Origin of the sequence: Rikenella microfusus DSM 15922 (genome assembly GCF_000427365.1) — a bacterium.
Lineage (GTDB): Bacteria > Bacteroidota > Bacteroidia > Bacteroidales > Rikenellaceae > Rikenella > Rikenella microfusus.
Map to the genome: position 1 here is coordinate 1035998 of NZ_KE386488.1, position 16213 is coordinate 1052210.

A 16213-nucleotide genomic window follows, 5' to 3' on the forward strand; every position below is an offset into this window, starting at 1 on the left:
AAGCATCTCAAAAAGTTTTTCTGGTTCTCTTTGTTCACAAAGAGAACAGTCGCCTCAAACCTGAACAGTACAGAATAAACGAACGGTTAAAAAACAGACGATTTATGGAAGAGCAGATTCGGCAGGCATTGGCCGTATTGAAAGCGGGCGGGATCATTTTGTATCCCACCGATACCGTATGGGGTATCGGGTGCGACGCCACGAACGCAGCCGCCGTGGCGAAGATATTCGCCCTCAAGCGGCGCGACGACGCGAAAAGCATGATCGTGCTGCTCGACCGGCCGGAACAAGTCGTACGGTGGGTGCGCGACGTGCCGGCCGTAGCCTGGGAACTGTGGGAAGCCGCCGACGGCGCGACCCCTTTGACCCTGATCCTGCCCGGAGGGCAAGGACTGGCCGGAAACCTGCTGCCGCCGGAAAAGACCGTCGCGATCCGACTGGTGCAGAACGAATTTTGCAAACGTCTGATTCATAAGTTGGGACGGCCGCTCGTTTCGACCTCTGCCAACCTCAGCGGCGCGACGACTCCCGCGACCTATAACGAAATATCCGATGCCATTCGGGAGGGGGTCGATCTGGCGGTCGCTCCGGAGATGGAAGAAGCTACGGCGACACATAAATCTTCGTCCATCATCAAGCTCGATACGGACGGAGGATTTACCATTATCCGGGCCTGAAAAACGCCGGCGGTATTTTCGTCCCCCGTGTCTGTGCTCCCTCCCCCGCTGCGGAGACCGGTAATTCGCTAAAGCCCGGGGACTCTGCGGACCGCGCCCTATTAAAAAAATCGTACCTTTGCGAAAGGACAATAATTCGGAACTGATGAAACTCTGGCAGAAAAACAACTGCGCAACGGCCGAAGTCGATCGTTTCACCGTCGGTCGCGACCGCGAGATGGACATGTACCTGGCCGAAGCGGACGTGCTCGGTTCGCTGGCCCACACCCGGATGCTCGAAACCATCGGGCTGCTCACCGCGGCCGAACTCGCCGACGTGCAGCGCGAACTGAAAGCCATATATAAGGAGATGGAAGCCGGCGAATTCCGTATCGAGGACGATATGGAAGACATCCATTCCCAGGTCGAACTGATGCTTACCCGGAAAATCGGGGACACCGGCAAGAAGATACACAGCGGGCGTTCGCGGAACGATCAGGTGTTGGTCGACCTGCGGATCTACCTGCGGCGCGAGATCTACCGGATCGTCATGGGTACCAAATGCCTGTTCGACACGCTTCAGGGACTGGCCGAACGGCACAAAGGGGTGCTGATGCCGGGTTATACCCATTTGCAGATCGCCATGCCGTCGAGCTTCGGGCTGTGGTTCGGAGCTTTTGCCGAGAGTCTGGTGGACGACCTGACGATGATGGAGGCGGCCTATCGCGTCTGCAACAAAAATCCGCTGGGATCGGCGGCCGGATACGGCTCTTCGTTTCCGTTGAACCGCGAGATGACCACCGAACTACTCGGTTTCGACACGCTGAGTTACAATGTGGTCTATGCCCAGATGGGACGCGGGAAGACCGAACGCGTGCTGGCGCAGGCGATGTCTTCGATCGCCGCGACGCTGAACAAGCTGGCGACGGACAACTGTCTGTTCCTGTCCCAGAATTTCGCGTTCATCGCCTACCCGCCGGAGCTGACCACCGGGTCGAGCATCATGCCGCACAAGAAAAACCCGGACGTATGGGAACTGATGCGGAGCAAGTGCAACCGGCTGATGGCGCTGCCGAACGAAATCGCCCTGATGACGGCCAACCTGCCGACAGGTTATTTCCGCGACCTGCAACTGCTCAAAGAGGTGCTTTTCCCGGCGATCCAGACGCTGAAAGAGTGTATCGGCATGGCGGATTATATGTTGCGGCATATCGAAGTGAAAACCGACATTCTGGACGATCCGAAATACGACTATCTGTTCAGCGTGGAAGTGGTCAATAAGCTGGTGCTGGACGGCGTGCCGTTCCGCGAGGCGTACCGCCGGGTGGGGCTGGACATCGAAAACGGCACTTATAAACCGAGCCGCGAGGTGCACCACACTCACGCGGGAAGCATCGGGAACCTCTGCCTGGATCGGGTAAACGCCCTGATGACGGCTGCCTTGGAAAAGTTCGATTTCGACCGGTTCATCCGGGCGGAAGAGGAGCTGACGCGCTGACAGCGGGGACGTTCGCCGGAAAAGAGCGCTTAAAAATTTGGCGGAATAAAAAAGAGTATTTACCTTTGCAGTCCGTAATCCGGGGTACCGCCGGAGAGGACACGAAACGGATGGCCCTTTCGTCTATCGGTTAGGACACAAGATTTTCATTCTTGGAAGAGGGGTTCGATTCCCCTAGGGGCTACGAAAGTAAAAACACAGAGATTTTAAACGTAATGGCAAACCACAAGTCATCTCAAAAACGTATCCGCCAGACCGAAAGCCGTCGTCTGCACAACAAATATTACCACAAGACCGCCCGCAACGCCGTGAAAGCGCTGCGCAACACGACGGACAAGGCTGCCGCCGAAGCTCTGCTGCCGAAAGTGACGGCCATGCTGGACAAACTGGCGAAAAAGAATATCATCCACAGCAACAAGGCTGCGAACCTGAAAAGTTCCTTGCAGCTGAAAGTCAATGCGCTGGCATAAGCATCCCGCGGGGGGGGGAGAATAAAAATATAATATGAATTACCGCCGTCATAGTCACTATGAATGGCGGTAAATTATTGCCCGGATGGCGGAATTGGTAGACGCGTTGGTCTCAAACACCAATGGAGCGATCCGTGCCGGTTCGATCCCGGCTCCGGGTACGAAAAGAGCAGATAATCAATGTATTATCTGCTCTTTTTTTTATCATAGGCAGTCTGCGATCCTATCCGAAACCGGGCAATGGTCTCCCCAACCCGTCCTGCCCCGAAGCCTCAAGCGGCTTCGGGATTTGTGCGGCCGAAAATAATGGTATATACGACCTTACCAGTTCCGGATGCCTGGTTTTCAGCTTATTTCGGTCTGTGCCCACTATTCCGGGCGCTTCCGGGTCCCGCGGCACCTCCGAGCCGACCGGAAAATAGATCGATCCTTCATACATTAGGTATATCGCAGTTACAATATAACCGGATTCAAATAAGGTGAACATGGGCAGGCACCTCCGGCTACACCGGAGGAGCTTTGCCGTTCTCCGGGCAGACAGTGATTTGCAGGAACCGATATGCCCGGCACGACTTCAACAGACATAGACTTCGGCCGACTCCTGCTACTGCATCTTGTATTGTCCCGGCGACATACCCGTATGCTGCTTGAAATACTTGCCGAAGAAAGACTGCGTCGAGAAATTCAGCTCGTAAGCCACCTCCTGGATACTCAGTCCCGAATATTTCAGCAACGTTTTCGCCTCCAGGATCACATACTCGTCGATCCATTCCGCCGCCGAACGGCCCGTGACCTCCTTCATCAGCGACGACATGTATTTCGGCGTGACATGCATCTTCTCGGCATAGAACCCCACGCTCCGTTCCGCCTTATGATGCAGCGTCAGCAACTCGATGAACTGCCGGAAGAGTATCTCCCGGCGGCTTTTGACCGAACGTTCGTCATCGAAAGGCAGGTTATTGAGCTGATCGCAGCACTTGTGGAGGAACGCTCCCACCAACCCCGTGACGATCTCCTTGCGGAACATGCTCCCGGCATCCTCCGCACACTCCCGGATCAGGTCGCAGAACCGTTGGAGATGCCGGGCGACCTCCGGGTCGAGCCGGTGGGCCGGATGATTCTTGAGATGCATGAATACCGAGATCTTGTTTTTCAGGTCGAGCCGCGCCTCCCGCAGGAGCTTCAGCGATACGATGACGATATGTCCCCGGAAATCGTCGCTCACCCGGTCGATCCGGATGATATTCTCCGGAAAATTCACCACGATCGTATTCGGCAATACGTCGCACTCCTTCAGGTTGATCGTCGCCCGCCCCTCGCCCGCGGTACATAGGGCCACCACCACGGCATCCAGCCGGCAGGGATAACGGAACAGCTCCCATTCCGTCGATTTGTCCGAAGAGACGATCATCACATCCTCGTCGCCGCCGTCCTCGTAGCCCACCGTCTGCCGCAGCTGGGCGATCGTTAAGTTCGTCAGTCCTGTCATTGTTCTGAATATCCTTTATTATGGGTCAAATATAGAGATTCGGAAGTTGTGATTGGTACGGTATGTCCGATTTTCCGACCTTTGGAACATCACCGTCAGACTCCGGTACTTTAAACCGGAGCGTTTTTACTTCAACTTTGCGATAAAGAACCAAACGAAACAAGAGAACCATGACATCCAGACTTAACATTTCCTGCCGCCTGTTCCTGCTCGCCGCCGGAGCGATGGCGGCCTCAGGATGCTCTTCCGGCCCCCGGACGGCAGGGGAGCGAGCCGTGCCCGTAAGAGCCGTAACTGTCGTCGCGGACGAACAGGGTGCCGCCGACCGCGAATATATCGGCGTGATCGAAGAGGAGTCGGCCACCGCGCTCAGTTTTCCCGTACAAGGTACCGTCGCCTCGCTGACGGCGGACGAGGGCCAGCGCGTGGGGCAGGGCCGGGTGCTGGCCCGGCTCGACGAACGGAATCTGCAAAGCGTGTACAACGGCGCGCAGGCTTCGCTCGCGCAGGCCGAAGACGCCATGAAACGCCTTCAGCTGCTCTACGACAACGGAAGCCTGCCGGAAATCAAGTACGTCGAAGCGCAGACCAAACTGGAACAGGCCCGTTCGATGGAACAGGTCGCCCGGAAGAACCTGGAAGACAGCCGTCTGGTCGCCCCGTTCGGCGGGGTGATCGGCAAGCGGGCTGTCGAAGCGGGCGAGAACGTGCTGCCCGGCCAGACGGTCTGCACGCTGCTGAAAACCGATGCGGTCAAGGTGAAAATTCCGGTGCCGGAAAACGAAATCGCCGCCGTGGAGCCGGGGAAGAAGGCCCGGATCGCCGTGGCCGCGCTGGGAGGCAGGACGTATGACGGAGTCGTGAAAGAGAAAGGCGTGACGGCCAATCCGGTTTCCCATACCTATGAAGTCAGGATACCGCTGCCCAATCCGGGGGGCGAACTGATGCCCGGCATGGTGTGCCGCGTGGCGCTGGAGGGCGATACTTCGGCCCGCGCCATCGTGCTGCCGAGCCGCGCCGTGCAGGTGACCGGGCGGGGCGACCGTTTCGTCTGGTGCGTGCGCGACGGCAAAGCGGCGATAGCGCCCGTAACGGTCGGCGCGCTGACCGGGGACGGAGTCGCGATCACGGGCGGCCTGACGGACGGCGAACTGGTCATCACGGACGGTTATCAGAAAGTGAGTGAAGGAACGAATGTCGAAGTGTTATGAAACGGAACGGAGTCATAGAATCCGCCATGCGCTACCACCGGATCATGCTGCTGATCGTGGGGTTGATGGTGGCGCTCGGCATATACGGGCTGGCGGTGATGCCCAAGCAGGAGTTCCCGCCCTTCACGATCCGGCAGGGGCTGATCGTCGGGGTCTATCCCGGAGCCACCTCCGAAGAGGTCGAGGAACAACTGGCCAAACCGCTGGAGCGGTTCCTGTTCACGTATAAAGAGGTCAAGAAAGCCAAAACCTACACCCTGTCGCAAGACGGGATGGTTTACGCGATGGTGGAGCTGAACGACGACGTGCGCGACAAGGACGAAGTATGGTCGAAAATCAAGCACGGTGTGGCGAATCTCAAAATGCAGCTGCCTTCGGGCGTGCTGGCCCTCGTGGTGAACGACGATTTCGGGGACACCTCCGCGCTGCTGATCTCCCTGCAATCGGAGGATAAGACCTACCGCGAACTGCAAACGTATCTCGACGATCTGGAAGGGCGTCTGCGGCGGATCGAGTCGGTGTCGAACCTGCGGCGTTACGGCTTGCAGAACGAACAGATCACGGTCTGGTTCGACCCGGACAAGTTGGCGGTTTACGGCCTCGACCAGCGGGCGCTGATGGTGCGGCTCTTCGCCCAGGGGTTCACCACCACGGGCGGTTCGGTCGAGACCGGCGGGCAGGAACTGCCGATTCACTTCGCCCCGACCTACGATTCGGAATACGAGATCGCCGAACAGATCGTGTACAGCGATCCGCAGGGAAACGTGATCCGGTTGAAAGACGTGGCCCGCATCGTGCGCGAATACGACGACCCGGACAGCTACGTGACCAACAACGGCCGCAAAGCCGTGATCCTTTCGATGGAGATGCGGGAGGGGAACAACATCGTGCAGTACGGCAAAGAGGTGGACGAAGTGCTGGCGGCTTTCCAGCAGACGCTGCCCGAGGACGTGCAAATCGAACGGATCGCCGACCAGCCCAAAGTGGTGGACGAGTCGGTCACCTCGTTCGTGCGCGACCTGCTGGTCTCCATCGTGGTGGTAATCGCCGTGATGATGGTGCTTTTCCCGTTCCGGTCGGCCATCGTGGCGGCCACTTCGATTCCGATCAGCATCTTCATCTCGATCGGAATCATGTATATTACCGGAATCCCGCTGAACACCGCCACGCTGGCGGCCCTGATCATGGTGCTGGGGATGATCGTGGACAATTCGATCATCGTGGTGGACGCCTATCTCGAAAACCTGGACAAAGGGATGTCGCGCTGGTACGCGGCCATCGCGAGCGCTAAAAACTATTTCGGATCGATCTTTCTGGCCACGCTCTGCATCTGCATCATCTTTTTCCCGCTGCTGGTGACCATGACCGGCCAGTTCCGCGATTTCCTGAACGACTTCCCGTGGACGGTCACCATTTCGCTGATGGTTTCGCTGGTGCTGGCCATGGTGTTCATCCCGTTCCTGGAGTACGTGCTGATCAAAAAGGGGCTGAAAAAACGCGAACCGGAGCGAGTGCGGCGGCACACCATGCTGGATGTCGTGCAACGCTGGTACGGCCATGCGCTGGACTGGACGTTCCGCTGGCCTAAACTGACCGTTTTCGGCGGCGTGATGACCGTCGTGCTCGCGGGTTTCATCCTGCTGGGGCTGAAAGTGCGGATGATGCCTTTCGCCGACCGCGACCAGCTGGCCGTCGAAATCTTCCTGCCGCAGGGGGGCGCATTGGAGAGGACCGAAGCCGTGGCGGACAGCGTTTACCGGGCCTTATCCTCGGACGAACGTGTCAAGTCGGTGACCCAGTTTGTCGGTACCGCTTCGCCGCGTTTCCAGGCGACCTATGCGCCGAATCTGCCGTCGAAGCATTATGCGCAGTTCATCGTGAACACGCAGTCGGTCGAAGCCACCCGCAGCCTGCTGGACGAATACGCGAACGCATGGGCCGACCGGTTCCCGGACGCCTATGTGAAATTCAAGCAGCTCGACTACCAGAACCTGACCACCCCGATCGAAGTGCGTTTCCGCGGCGACGATATCGCCGCTCTGAAGCGGGCGGCGGACACGCTGATGGCCGGGATGCGGCGGATGGACGAATTGGTGTGGGTGCATACCAACTACGAGGAGCCGCTTCCGACCGTCCGGGTACGGCTCGACCCGGTGGAATCGGCCCGTCTGGGCATCGACCGGATGACGGCGCAGACCGAGGTGGCCGCCTGCTACTCCGGCTTTCCCGCGGGAACGCTCTGGGAGGGCGACTATCCGCTTTCGGTGGTGCTGAAAGCCGACGAGCGGGCCGGCGACGAGGCGCTGGACAAGATCGGCGACCGGTATATCGCCACGGCCATTCCGGGCGTTTCGGTACCGCTGCGCCAGGTGGCTGCGGTCGAACCGGCCTGGAGCGAGGGGCAGATCGTGCGCCGCAACGGGGTGCGTACCCTCAGCGTAATGGCCGACGTTCGCAGGGGCCATAACGAGGGCGAGGCGTTCAAGGCCGTCAGACAGCTGACGGAAGCGCAAGCGTTGCCTGAAGGGGTCGAATACGAGTACGGCGGATCGGTAGAGAGCGACGCCGAGATCACCGGGCCGATCATCAGCGGCATTTCGGCGGCGGCGTTCATCATTTTCCTGTTCCTGCTCCTCAATTTCAAGAAAGTAAGCATTTCGGTGGTGGCGCTGGTCTCCATTTCGCTCTGCCTGCTGGGAGCTGCGGCGGGCCTGTGGCTCACGGATACGGAGTTCGGCCTGACCTGCGTGCTCGGCCTGATCAGCCTGATGGGGATCATCGTGCGCAATGCGATCATCATGTTCCAGCATGCCGAGGACCTGCGGGTCCGGAAACATATCCCGGCCCGCGACGCGGCCTACGATGCCGGGCGGCGGCGCATGCTGCCGATCTTCCTGACTTCGGCGACCACGGCGGTCGGCGTGGTGCCGATGATTATCAGCCGGAGTTCGCTGTGGACGCCGATGGGTATCGTGATCTGTTTCGGCACCGTAGTATCGATGATGCTGGTGGTGACGGTGCTGCCGGTAACCTACTGGAAGATTTTCGGAAACGTAAAGCTCAAAAAGAAACCCTATGAAGCGTAACCTTTTGTTCCTCGCCGCCGCGCTGTTGTGCGGGCCGGTCTCTTTGCACGCCCGGACTTATACGTTGGAACAGTGCAAGGCGTTGGCGCTGGAAAACAACAATAAGATGAAAAACGGCCTGCTGGATGTGCAGATCGCCGCGCAGACCCGTAAAGAGGCGTTTACCCGTTTTTTCCCGACCGTCAGCGCGGCGGGGATGGCGTTCACGGCGAGTCACGACATGCTGAGGCTTTCCGTGCCGCTCGACCTGCCGATTCCTGGTCTGGAGCTGCCGCCGTTGTCGATGGGGATGATGAAGCACGGGCTGATAGGCGGCATAACGGCTCTGCAACCGGTTTTCGCCGGACGGCAGGTGGCCGCCGGCAACCGGCTGGCTCGCATCGGCGAGCAGACGGGCAACCTGAAACTCCGCGTGTCGGAACGCGAAGTGAACGAGACGGTCGAACGTTATTTCTGGCAGATCGTCGCCCTGCGGGGCAAGCTGGAGACGCTGGATGCGGCGGACAGACAGCTGGCGCAGATCCGGCACGATGTGGAGACGGCGATTCGGGCGGGCATCTCCACGCGCAACGACCTGCTGCGGGTGGAGCTTAAACAGCAGGAGAACGAGAGCAACCGTCTGAAAGTGGAGAACGGCATCGGCGCGACCCGCCTGTTGCTGGCCCAGTACGTCGGGGCGCCGTTGGCCGAACCGTTCGAAATTGCCGCCGAGGGGACGGGAATGCCGGAGGCGCCGGAAAAGTGGTATGCCGATCCGGCCGGAGCCGCCGAGTCGCGACCGGAGGCGCAGCTGCTGGACAAGCAGATCGAGGCGTCGAAACAGCAGGTACGCATGACGCGTGGAAAGAACATGCCGACGGTGGGTGTGGGAGCAGGATATTTATACCACGATCTGGCAGGAGAGGGCAATGATTTCGGGATGGTGTTCGCCAGCGTGTCGGTGCCGATCACGGGCTGGTGGGGCGGTTCGCATGCGGTCAAACGCGAACGGATGAAGCGTCTTCAGGCCGAAAACGACCGGCGGGAGTCGGTGGAACTGATGCAGGTGGAGATCGTCCGATGCTGGGACGAGTTGCGGGAGGCTTACGAACAGATCCGGCTGGCTGAAAAGTCGATCGTTTCGGCGACGGAGAACCTGCGGCTGAACGAGGACTATTTCCGGGCGGGAACGGTGTCGCTGAGCGACCTGTTGGACGCGCAGACTTTGTTGCAGCAAAGCCGCGACCAGCTGACGGACGCCGGGGCGGATTACCGGGTGAAGCTGGCGAAATATCGCCTGATAACGGGACAGTGAATTTTTCGGCGAACAAGCGGCTGCGGTCTTGCTTAATGACAAGCAAGGCCGCAGCCGCTTCCAGAGAAATACCGCAATGCTGTTTTCCGCGGCCGCGTATCCCGCCTGACGGTCGGCGCAGCTTTCCCGCTGCGGAGACCGCTATAAATGGCCATTCCCGTACCCGATTATATACACTGATATACCGAATATAGGAAAATACAGGTTTCCCCGGTCGGCTCCGCGCCGGACGGCATGAGGCGGTGCAAACCCGGAGGGTCCGGCGCGAGCCGAAAAAGTATCGACGAAAACGAATGGGTATATCGAAGGGTAAGTATATACGACTTGACCCCAAAATCGGGAACGATCTCTCTAAACGGCCCTGCGCCCAAGCGGCGTAGCCGCTTCGGGGGGTGGGCGCGGGCCGAAATATATAGAGAATCACATATGCATGTAAATTAGGGTAAAGTCGAATATACTTACCTATCGAAGTATATAATCGGGGGTAACTATATACAAGTTTACCTTATTTAAGTATATCTGGTTTTCAGTGCATTTCGGCTCGCGTCCGCCCCCTTGAACGGAAGCCCCGATCCCCTGTGTCGGGCGGTGCCGCAAAACCGACTGAGGAGACCGCTGCACGGCTTTGGGCAAAATCGTAGGTAATTATATACGACTTATCCAAAATCAGGTAATGATCTCCCTAAACAATCCTACGGTGCCGCTCGGCACAGGGGATCGGGGCTTTTCTCTGCTTAAGGAGGTGGCGCGGGCCGAAATATACAGAGAATCACATATGCATGTAAATTAGGGTAAAGTCGGATATAGTTACCTAATCGGGTTCCCGTAATATGGAGTCCGCTTAGTGGGGGTGTTTCGGTTATCGGGCAGAGGCAGCAAATTCGGAAGGTCGTGTTTGAGGTTTTGCCGGGTAATATGTGTTAATTACGGGTAAAACGTCCGATATGGGCGGCGATTTTTATGAATTAAAACAATAAAAATCGTAAATTCACGCTGTATTTGCATGTCGGCGGGCCTCCCACCGCTGAGGCCCGCCGACGCCGGGTATTCCGACCGGACTGTAACTTACCCGAAATTGCGGTCGCTCCCCAGCGTCCGATTTTATAAGTCGTACGATTCATCACTCGCGTCCAGCGGCCAGCCCGAACCGACGCGGCAACCGAGTGCGATCGGGGTTGGCTTCGCCTTCCTCCTCGCCGTTCGGCAGCGCTTAAGCCAGCTTGCACTGCTCTCACCGGCAGCGTCGGTTGCACGAATGGCCGAGCGGCGAGGAGGGCACGAGCGAAGCGAAATTAACGGCTGAAACTCGCACAGTTCGTTGGGGCCTCGCTGGCTCCGGGCATAATAGTTAATCGCAGCTTCAACTAAATACTCCCGGCTTCTTCATTTTATGCGAAGCGCGAATAGAGGCTGCAGGCCGGGAACGATCGCGCAGCGCAGGGGGTAGTCGCAGCGACAGCTGCGGAAAACCGAAAACAGGTTCCGGACAGGGGCCGAAAGCGCATTTCGCGCAGGTTGTATTTTCACGAATCACATCAAAGCGATGACAGGGGTATATATACGTAAAATCGAGGTCAAAGGATTGTGGAACGTCTGCGACCTTTCGTGGGAACTGTCCCCGGAAGTGAACGTGCTGGCCGGAAGCAACGGCAGCGGGAAAAGCACCGTGCTGCGGTGCCTGAGCGACATGTTCACGCTGGGAACCATATCGGCCGGACACCGGTGCCGCATGCAGTCCATCGAAGTGGAATTCACGGACGGCACGGCGGTCAGTTCCGAGCGGCCGTTCGATCCGTCGGTCTATAACGTATCCGTTATCAGCACCTTCGACACCACCCTCCAGGAGAGCGAAGCGATCTACAAGCTCTCCGACGGTACGGTGGCCACCTATCTGGACTGGGAACTTTACAAACTCCAGAACCGTTACCTGAGCTATCAGCTGGAGATGGGCAAACGGGTGATCGCCGCCCTGCAGGCCGGCAGAAGCGCCGGCGAAATCCAGGCCCTGACAGAACGGAAAACGCAATATTTCGATATTATCGACGCGCTGCTCGAATCCACCGGCAAACAGGTGAACCGCGAAAACGACACCCTGCAATTCAAAACCCGCTACGGTACCACCATCCAGCCCTACCAGCTTTCATCGGGCGAAAAACAGATCCTGATTATCCTGACCAACGTGCTGGTACAGGGCGGACGGGATTTTATCATGATTATGGACGAGCCGGAAATCTCGCTGCATTTCGACTGGCAGCGCCGGCTGATCGAAGACGTGCGGAGCCTGAACCCGAACCTGCAACTGATCCTGGCGACCCATTCGCCGGCGGTGGTGATGAACGGCTGGACCGACCGCGTGGCGGAGATCAGCGAACTGGTGCGCCCCATCGACCGGAATAAGGGGTAAACAGACAAGGCTTACCCCACGGCGATACAGGGCGCATATGGCTTTCATCCGATCGGCCCGTACCCGGTTTTCGACAGGGAGCCACTCCGGCGTCAGGGGCGTGAGACCGTAAATCGGTGTTCACCGTCCGCATAAGCATAAGTTATCTCCATTCCGTACCGTTTGCAGATCGACTCCGCGAGAGCCAGCCCCAGTCCCGTAGAGTCTTCGCGGCGGCCGCCCTGCCGGAAACGTTTGAACAGGTCGGCCCGGTCGAACGGCAACGGATCGCCCGTATTGGCGAACATCAGCGACCGGTCCGTAATCCGGATGAAGATCGAACCTCCCGGCCGGTTATGGACATAAGCATTCTTGAGCAGATTGGTCACCAGCATCTCCGCCAGCGAACCGTTCATGGCACACCGCATCCGGCCCTGCCGCTCCACCCGGAGCGAAATCCCGCGATGGCCGTAGATCTCGGCATAAGCCTCCAGGTGGCTCTCCAGCACATCGTTCAGGCAAACCTCTTCGCTTTCCGGGAACTGCCCGTTGTCGATCTTGCTCAACAAAAGCAGCGTGCGGTTCAGCCGGGTGAGCGACTCCAGCGTCTGCAACACCGACAAGACCTCGCCCAACTGACGTTCCGGCAAATCCGGATCAGCCGCCACCATCTCCAGCCGGTTACGGCAGACGGCCAGCGGCGTCTGCATCTCATGCGAAGCGTTGCCGATAAACTGCTTCTGTTCCTCGAACAGCCGCTCGGTACGTTCCGCCGACCGGCGAGCCGCGTCGGTCAGTTTCCGGAACTCCGTAACGCGAGTCGGGTTGTCCAGCGGCGCATTTCTGCCGCCCACGGTGTATGCGTCGAGCCATTTCAATAACACATACAGCGGGCGCAGGCTCCGCCAGAGCACCCAGCCGCCTATGAACACCACGGACAGCAGCAACGACAGGTAAAGAATGACCACCCAGTTGAAAACAGCCTCCTGCAAGTCCTCTTTTTCGATGGTCGGCGTGGCGGCCGTCAGCTCGAAATAGCGGCCCTCCGCATCCCTGAAAATCGTCTTCAGCACCCGCACCGGCGCCTCGTTGTCCAACGCCGGGATATACGCCTCGTCGTCGGAATACCGCTCCGGCCCGTAATGATCGGCATAAGCCGCGTCCACGCCGACGACCGAATAAATCGTCGTCGTGCCGTCGTCCGCAGCGGGCAGCGGTTCTCCGCCCAGATGACGGCGGATGATCCGTTCGGAATACTCTTCCAACGCATCGTCCGCCTCGTCGTTCACCTCGTCGATCACGGCGACATAGAAAAAGACGGCCCACCCGGCCAGCAGCAGCGACAGGGCGAACGAAATGCGAAAGGTCAGCCGCCAGATCAGTTTCATTCCTCCGTGCAGATCAGTTTATACCCGAACCCGTAAACCGAACGTATCTCGGCCGTCGCTCCCGCCTCCTTGAGTTTGCGCCGCAGGTTCTTCATCTGGGCATAGATGAAATCGAAATTATCGGCCTGGTCGATATGGTCGCCCCACACCGCCTCGGCCAGTGTCGTCTTGCTCACCAGATGGCCCGGACGACCCGCGAAATAGGAGAGGATATCGTACTCCTTGCGGCTCAGTTCCAACTCCCGGCCTCCCACGCTGACCCGGAACTGGTCGGGACGGATACACACGTTCCCGGCCTCGATGGTCATCTCCCCACCTCTTTTGCGCCGGATGACGCTCCGGATGCGGGCATGCAGCTCGGCCAAGTGGAACGGTTTGGGCAGGTAATCGTCGGCCCCCAGCTCCAGGCCGGCGATCTTATCCTCCAGCGAATCTCGGGCCGAGACGATGATGACGCTTTCGCTCTTGCGCATCTGTTTGAGTTTTTCGAGCAGCTCCAGCCCGCTGCCGCCGGGCAGCATGATGTCCAGCAATATGCAGTCGTAATCGTACGCCGCGGTCTTTTCCAACGCGCTTTCGTAATCCGAAGCCGTTTCGACCACATACCGTTCCTGTTCGAGCGAACGGCGGATCACCTCCTGCAACGACATTTCGTCTTCGACAATCAGTATCTTCATCGATCGGTTTTTTAATACGATTCCCGATTATCTGTTTTTCAATGGGTAAGTATATCCGGCATTACCCAAAATCGGGCAATGATCTCCCTAAACGGCTCTGCGGTACCGCAGGGCACTCCGGCCGGGAGTCGCTTTTGCCCAAGAGGGTGGGCGCGGGCCGAAATATACTGAAAATCAACTGTGCATACAATATAGGGTAAAGTCGTATACATTTACCTTATACCTGATTATATACTTTGGTGTACTAAACCGATTCGGCGGTAATTTCCCGCTATCGGCTCCGCGGTGCCGCCGGGCACTCCGACCGGGAGTTCTTTTTGTCGATATAGAGTCCGGCGCGAGGCGGTGCAAACCCGGGCTAAAGACCAGGAGGGTCCGGCGCGAGCCGACAAACGGCTGGTACACGGAAATATATAATCGCCTGCGATCTTTCCCGGGGCCGGCGTTACCGTCCGATTTCCCGTATGCAAAAGAAAGCATAAAATCTGAAAACAAACCGAATTTTCCGTCCGGTTTTCCCGGTTCGTTGCCGCGTCCGGTTGGCGATTCCGCCTGAAAAACATTACATTTGCCCCGCGAAGGTTCCGTAACGGCCCGCCCGGACAGGCTCCGGCGCAGGCCCCGGATAAAGAGCCGGTTTAAAAACCGGCTCCGAAAGGGAACGCCGTGCGAATCGGCGACAGTTCCCGCTGCTGTGAGTTCCGGCTTTTCCCCGACGGGAAAGCCTGTCGGTCGCGACTTTTCCGCCACTGGCCCGCCCGCGCGGACCGGGAAGGCGTCGGGACCGGAACGAGTCAGAAGACCTGCCCTCGCCCTGTCACTCCGATCGGCGACCTACGGCGAATAGGCTCGAACATCACCGGAACCCCGTCTTCCGTTCCGTCATGTTTCTTTCTTTTCCCCGCGGCGGCCGGTTCGGGCATTGCGACCGCTTATGAATCTTTTTACCGGCCTCCCGGCTTTCGAAACCGCCGGAAAAATACGGCGCCGAACCGCCGCCGGAATCGTCCGGCGGATAGCGATCTGCCTGACCGTCCTGTGCGGCCTCGGTTCGTGCATGGACTACGGCCCGATGGAAGAAGAAGATTTCGGCGGGTCGTCTCCCGCCGGGGACGGCGTATTCGTGCTGTGCGAAGGCAACTTCATGTACGGCAACGCCACGCTGTCTTACTACGTCCCCAGCAAGAAACGGGCGATGAACGAAGTGTTTTCGCGGGCAAACGGCATCGCGCTGGGCGACGTGGCCCAGTCGATGACGATCTACGAAAAACACGGCTACTTAGTGGTCAATAACTCCGGCGTGGTTTTCGTGATCGACACCGACACTTTCCGCGTGGTCGGCACCCTCACCGGTCTGGTCTCGCCGCGCTACGTGCATTTCGTGAACGACACGAAAGCCTACGTCACCGACCTTTACGACGCCCGCATCACGGTATTCGATCCCCGCACGCTCGAAATTACCGGCCATATCCCGCTGGCCGGACACCGTTCGGCCGAACAGATGGTGCAATGGGGCGATACGGTTTTCACCAACTGCTGGTCGTACGACAACAAAATACTGGCGATCGACGCGCGGCGCGACGAACTGGTCGATTCGGTCGAAGTCGGTATCCAGCCGACTTCGCTGGCGCTGGACAAGTACGGCAAATTATGGACGGCCACCGACGGCGGTTACGAGGGCAACCCCTTCGGATACGAGGCTCCGGCGCTTTGGCGGATCGACGCGAAAACCCTGCGGATCGAACGGAAATTCCCCCTGCCGATGGGGGACTCGCCGTCGGAAGTGACGCTGAACGGGACGCGCGACACGCTCTACTACATCGACCGGGGCGTCTGGCGGATGCCGGTGGAGGCGGAGAGCCTGCCGTCGGCCCCTTTCATTCCGTACGACGGGACGATCTATTACGGGCTGGGGGTCGATCCGCGTTCGTCGGAGGTTTACGTGGCCGACGCGATCGACTATGTACAGCCGGGCGTGGTTTACCGCTTTACGCCGCAGGGCGCGGCGGTCGATACGTTCCGGGTAGGAATCACGCCGGGGGCGTTTTGTTTCAAGTAGAG

11 protein-coding genes, 2 tRNA genes and 1 riboswitch are annotated in these 16213 nt (G+C 58.7%); of the genes, 10 read left to right on the top strand and 3 right to left on the bottom strand.

The annotated features are described in order from the left end of the window. Positions 1–104 precede the first annotated feature (104 nt). The 5 genes from RIKMI_RS0105490 to RIKMI_RS0105510 all read left to right on the top strand — a co-directional run bounded on the left by RIKMI_RS0105490 (position 105) and on the right by RIKMI_RS0105510 (position 2785). Entirely contained in the window at positions 105–677 is a 573-nt protein-coding gene (locus tag RIKMI_RS0105490) for an L-threonylcarbamoyladenylate synthase (protein ID WP_027290780.1), read from the top strand. 145 nt (positions 678–822) lie between these two features. Then, complete coding sequence (argH, locus tag RIKMI_RS0105495; RefSeq protein ID WP_027290781.1) at positions 823–2154, top strand: argininosuccinate lyase; 1332 nt, start codon at positions 823–825, stop codon at positions 2152–2154. A gap of 112 nt (positions 2155–2266) precedes the next feature. After that, a tRNA-Glu gene (locus RIKMI_RS0105500) sits at positions 2267–2338 on the top strand. 31 nt (positions 2339–2369) lie between these two features. Further along, entirely contained in the window at positions 2370–2624 is a 255-nt protein-coding gene (gene rpsT / locus RIKMI_RS0105505) for a 30S ribosomal protein S20 (RefSeq protein WP_027290782.1), read from the top strand. 79 nt (positions 2625–2703) lie between these two features. Beyond that, positions 2704–2785 (top strand) — tRNA-Leu (locus RIKMI_RS0105510). Between the two features lie 443 nt (positions 2786–3228). Here RIKMI_RS0105510 and RIKMI_RS0105520 read toward each other — a convergent pair. Next, entirely contained in the window at positions 3229–4113 is an 885-nt protein-coding gene (locus tag RIKMI_RS0105520) for a helix-turn-helix domain-containing protein (RefSeq protein WP_037291564.1), read from the bottom strand. 170 nt (positions 4114–4283) lie between these two features. On the opposite strand from RIKMI_RS0105520, the gene RIKMI_RS0105525 reads away from it, so the two are divergent. The 4 genes from RIKMI_RS0105525 to RIKMI_RS0105540 all read left to right on the top strand — a co-directional run bounded on the left by RIKMI_RS0105525 (position 4284) and on the right by RIKMI_RS0105540 (position 12108). Continuing rightward, entirely contained in the window at positions 4284–5324 is a 1041-nt protein-coding gene (locus RIKMI_RS0105525; protein ID WP_115356397.1) for an efflux RND transporter periplasmic adaptor subunit, read from the top strand. Beyond that, a complete protein-coding gene (locus tag RIKMI_RS0105530) occupies positions 5321–8410 on the top strand; it encodes an efflux RND transporter permease subunit (protein WP_027290786.1) in 3090 nt (1029 codons plus the stop codon). Before RIKMI_RS0105525 ends, RIKMI_RS0105530 begins: the two co-directional genes overlap by 4 nt. After that, positions 8400–9704, top strand: coding sequence for a TolC family protein (locus RIKMI_RS0105535; RefSeq protein WP_027290787.1), 1305 nt, complete (start codon positions 8400–8402; stop codon positions 9702–9704). Before RIKMI_RS0105530 ends, RIKMI_RS0105535 begins: the two co-directional genes overlap by 11 nt. Positions 9705–11247: 1543 nt before the next feature. Next, the gene (locus RIKMI_RS0105540) at positions 11248–12108 is read left to right on the top strand and encodes an AAA family ATPase (RefSeq protein WP_037291568.1); all 861 of its coding nucleotides are present in this window, start codon (positions 11248–11250) and stop codon (positions 12106–12108) included. Positions 12109–12200: 92 nt separating this feature from the next. Here RIKMI_RS0105540 and RIKMI_RS0105545 read toward each other — a convergent pair whose 3' ends face one another. Both RIKMI_RS0105545 and RIKMI_RS0105550 read right to left on the bottom strand, forming a co-directional pair. Beyond that, on the bottom strand, positions 12201–13475 hold the full coding sequence (locus tag RIKMI_RS0105545) for a sensor histidine kinase (protein ID WP_027290789.1): 1275 nt from the start codon (positions 13473–13475) through the stop codon (positions 12201–12203). Then, on the bottom strand, positions 13472–14152 hold the full coding sequence (locus tag RIKMI_RS0105550; RefSeq protein ID WP_027290790.1) for a response regulator transcription factor: 681 nt from the start codon (positions 14150–14152) through the stop codon (positions 13472–13474). Before RIKMI_RS0105550 ends, RIKMI_RS0105545 begins: the two co-directional genes overlap by 4 nt. 599 nt (positions 14153–14751) lie before the next feature. Beyond that, a riboswitch (cobalamin riboswitch) is annotated at positions 14752–14977 on the top strand. Between the two features lie 109 nt (positions 14978–15086). On the opposite strand from RIKMI_RS0105550, the gene RIKMI_RS0105555 reads away from it, so the two are divergent. Then, on the top strand, positions 15087–16211 hold the full coding sequence (locus tag RIKMI_RS0105555; RefSeq protein ID WP_370447797.1) for a YncE family protein: 1125 nt from the start codon (positions 15087–15089) through the stop codon (positions 16209–16211). Positions 16212–16213 lie beyond the last annotated feature (2 nt).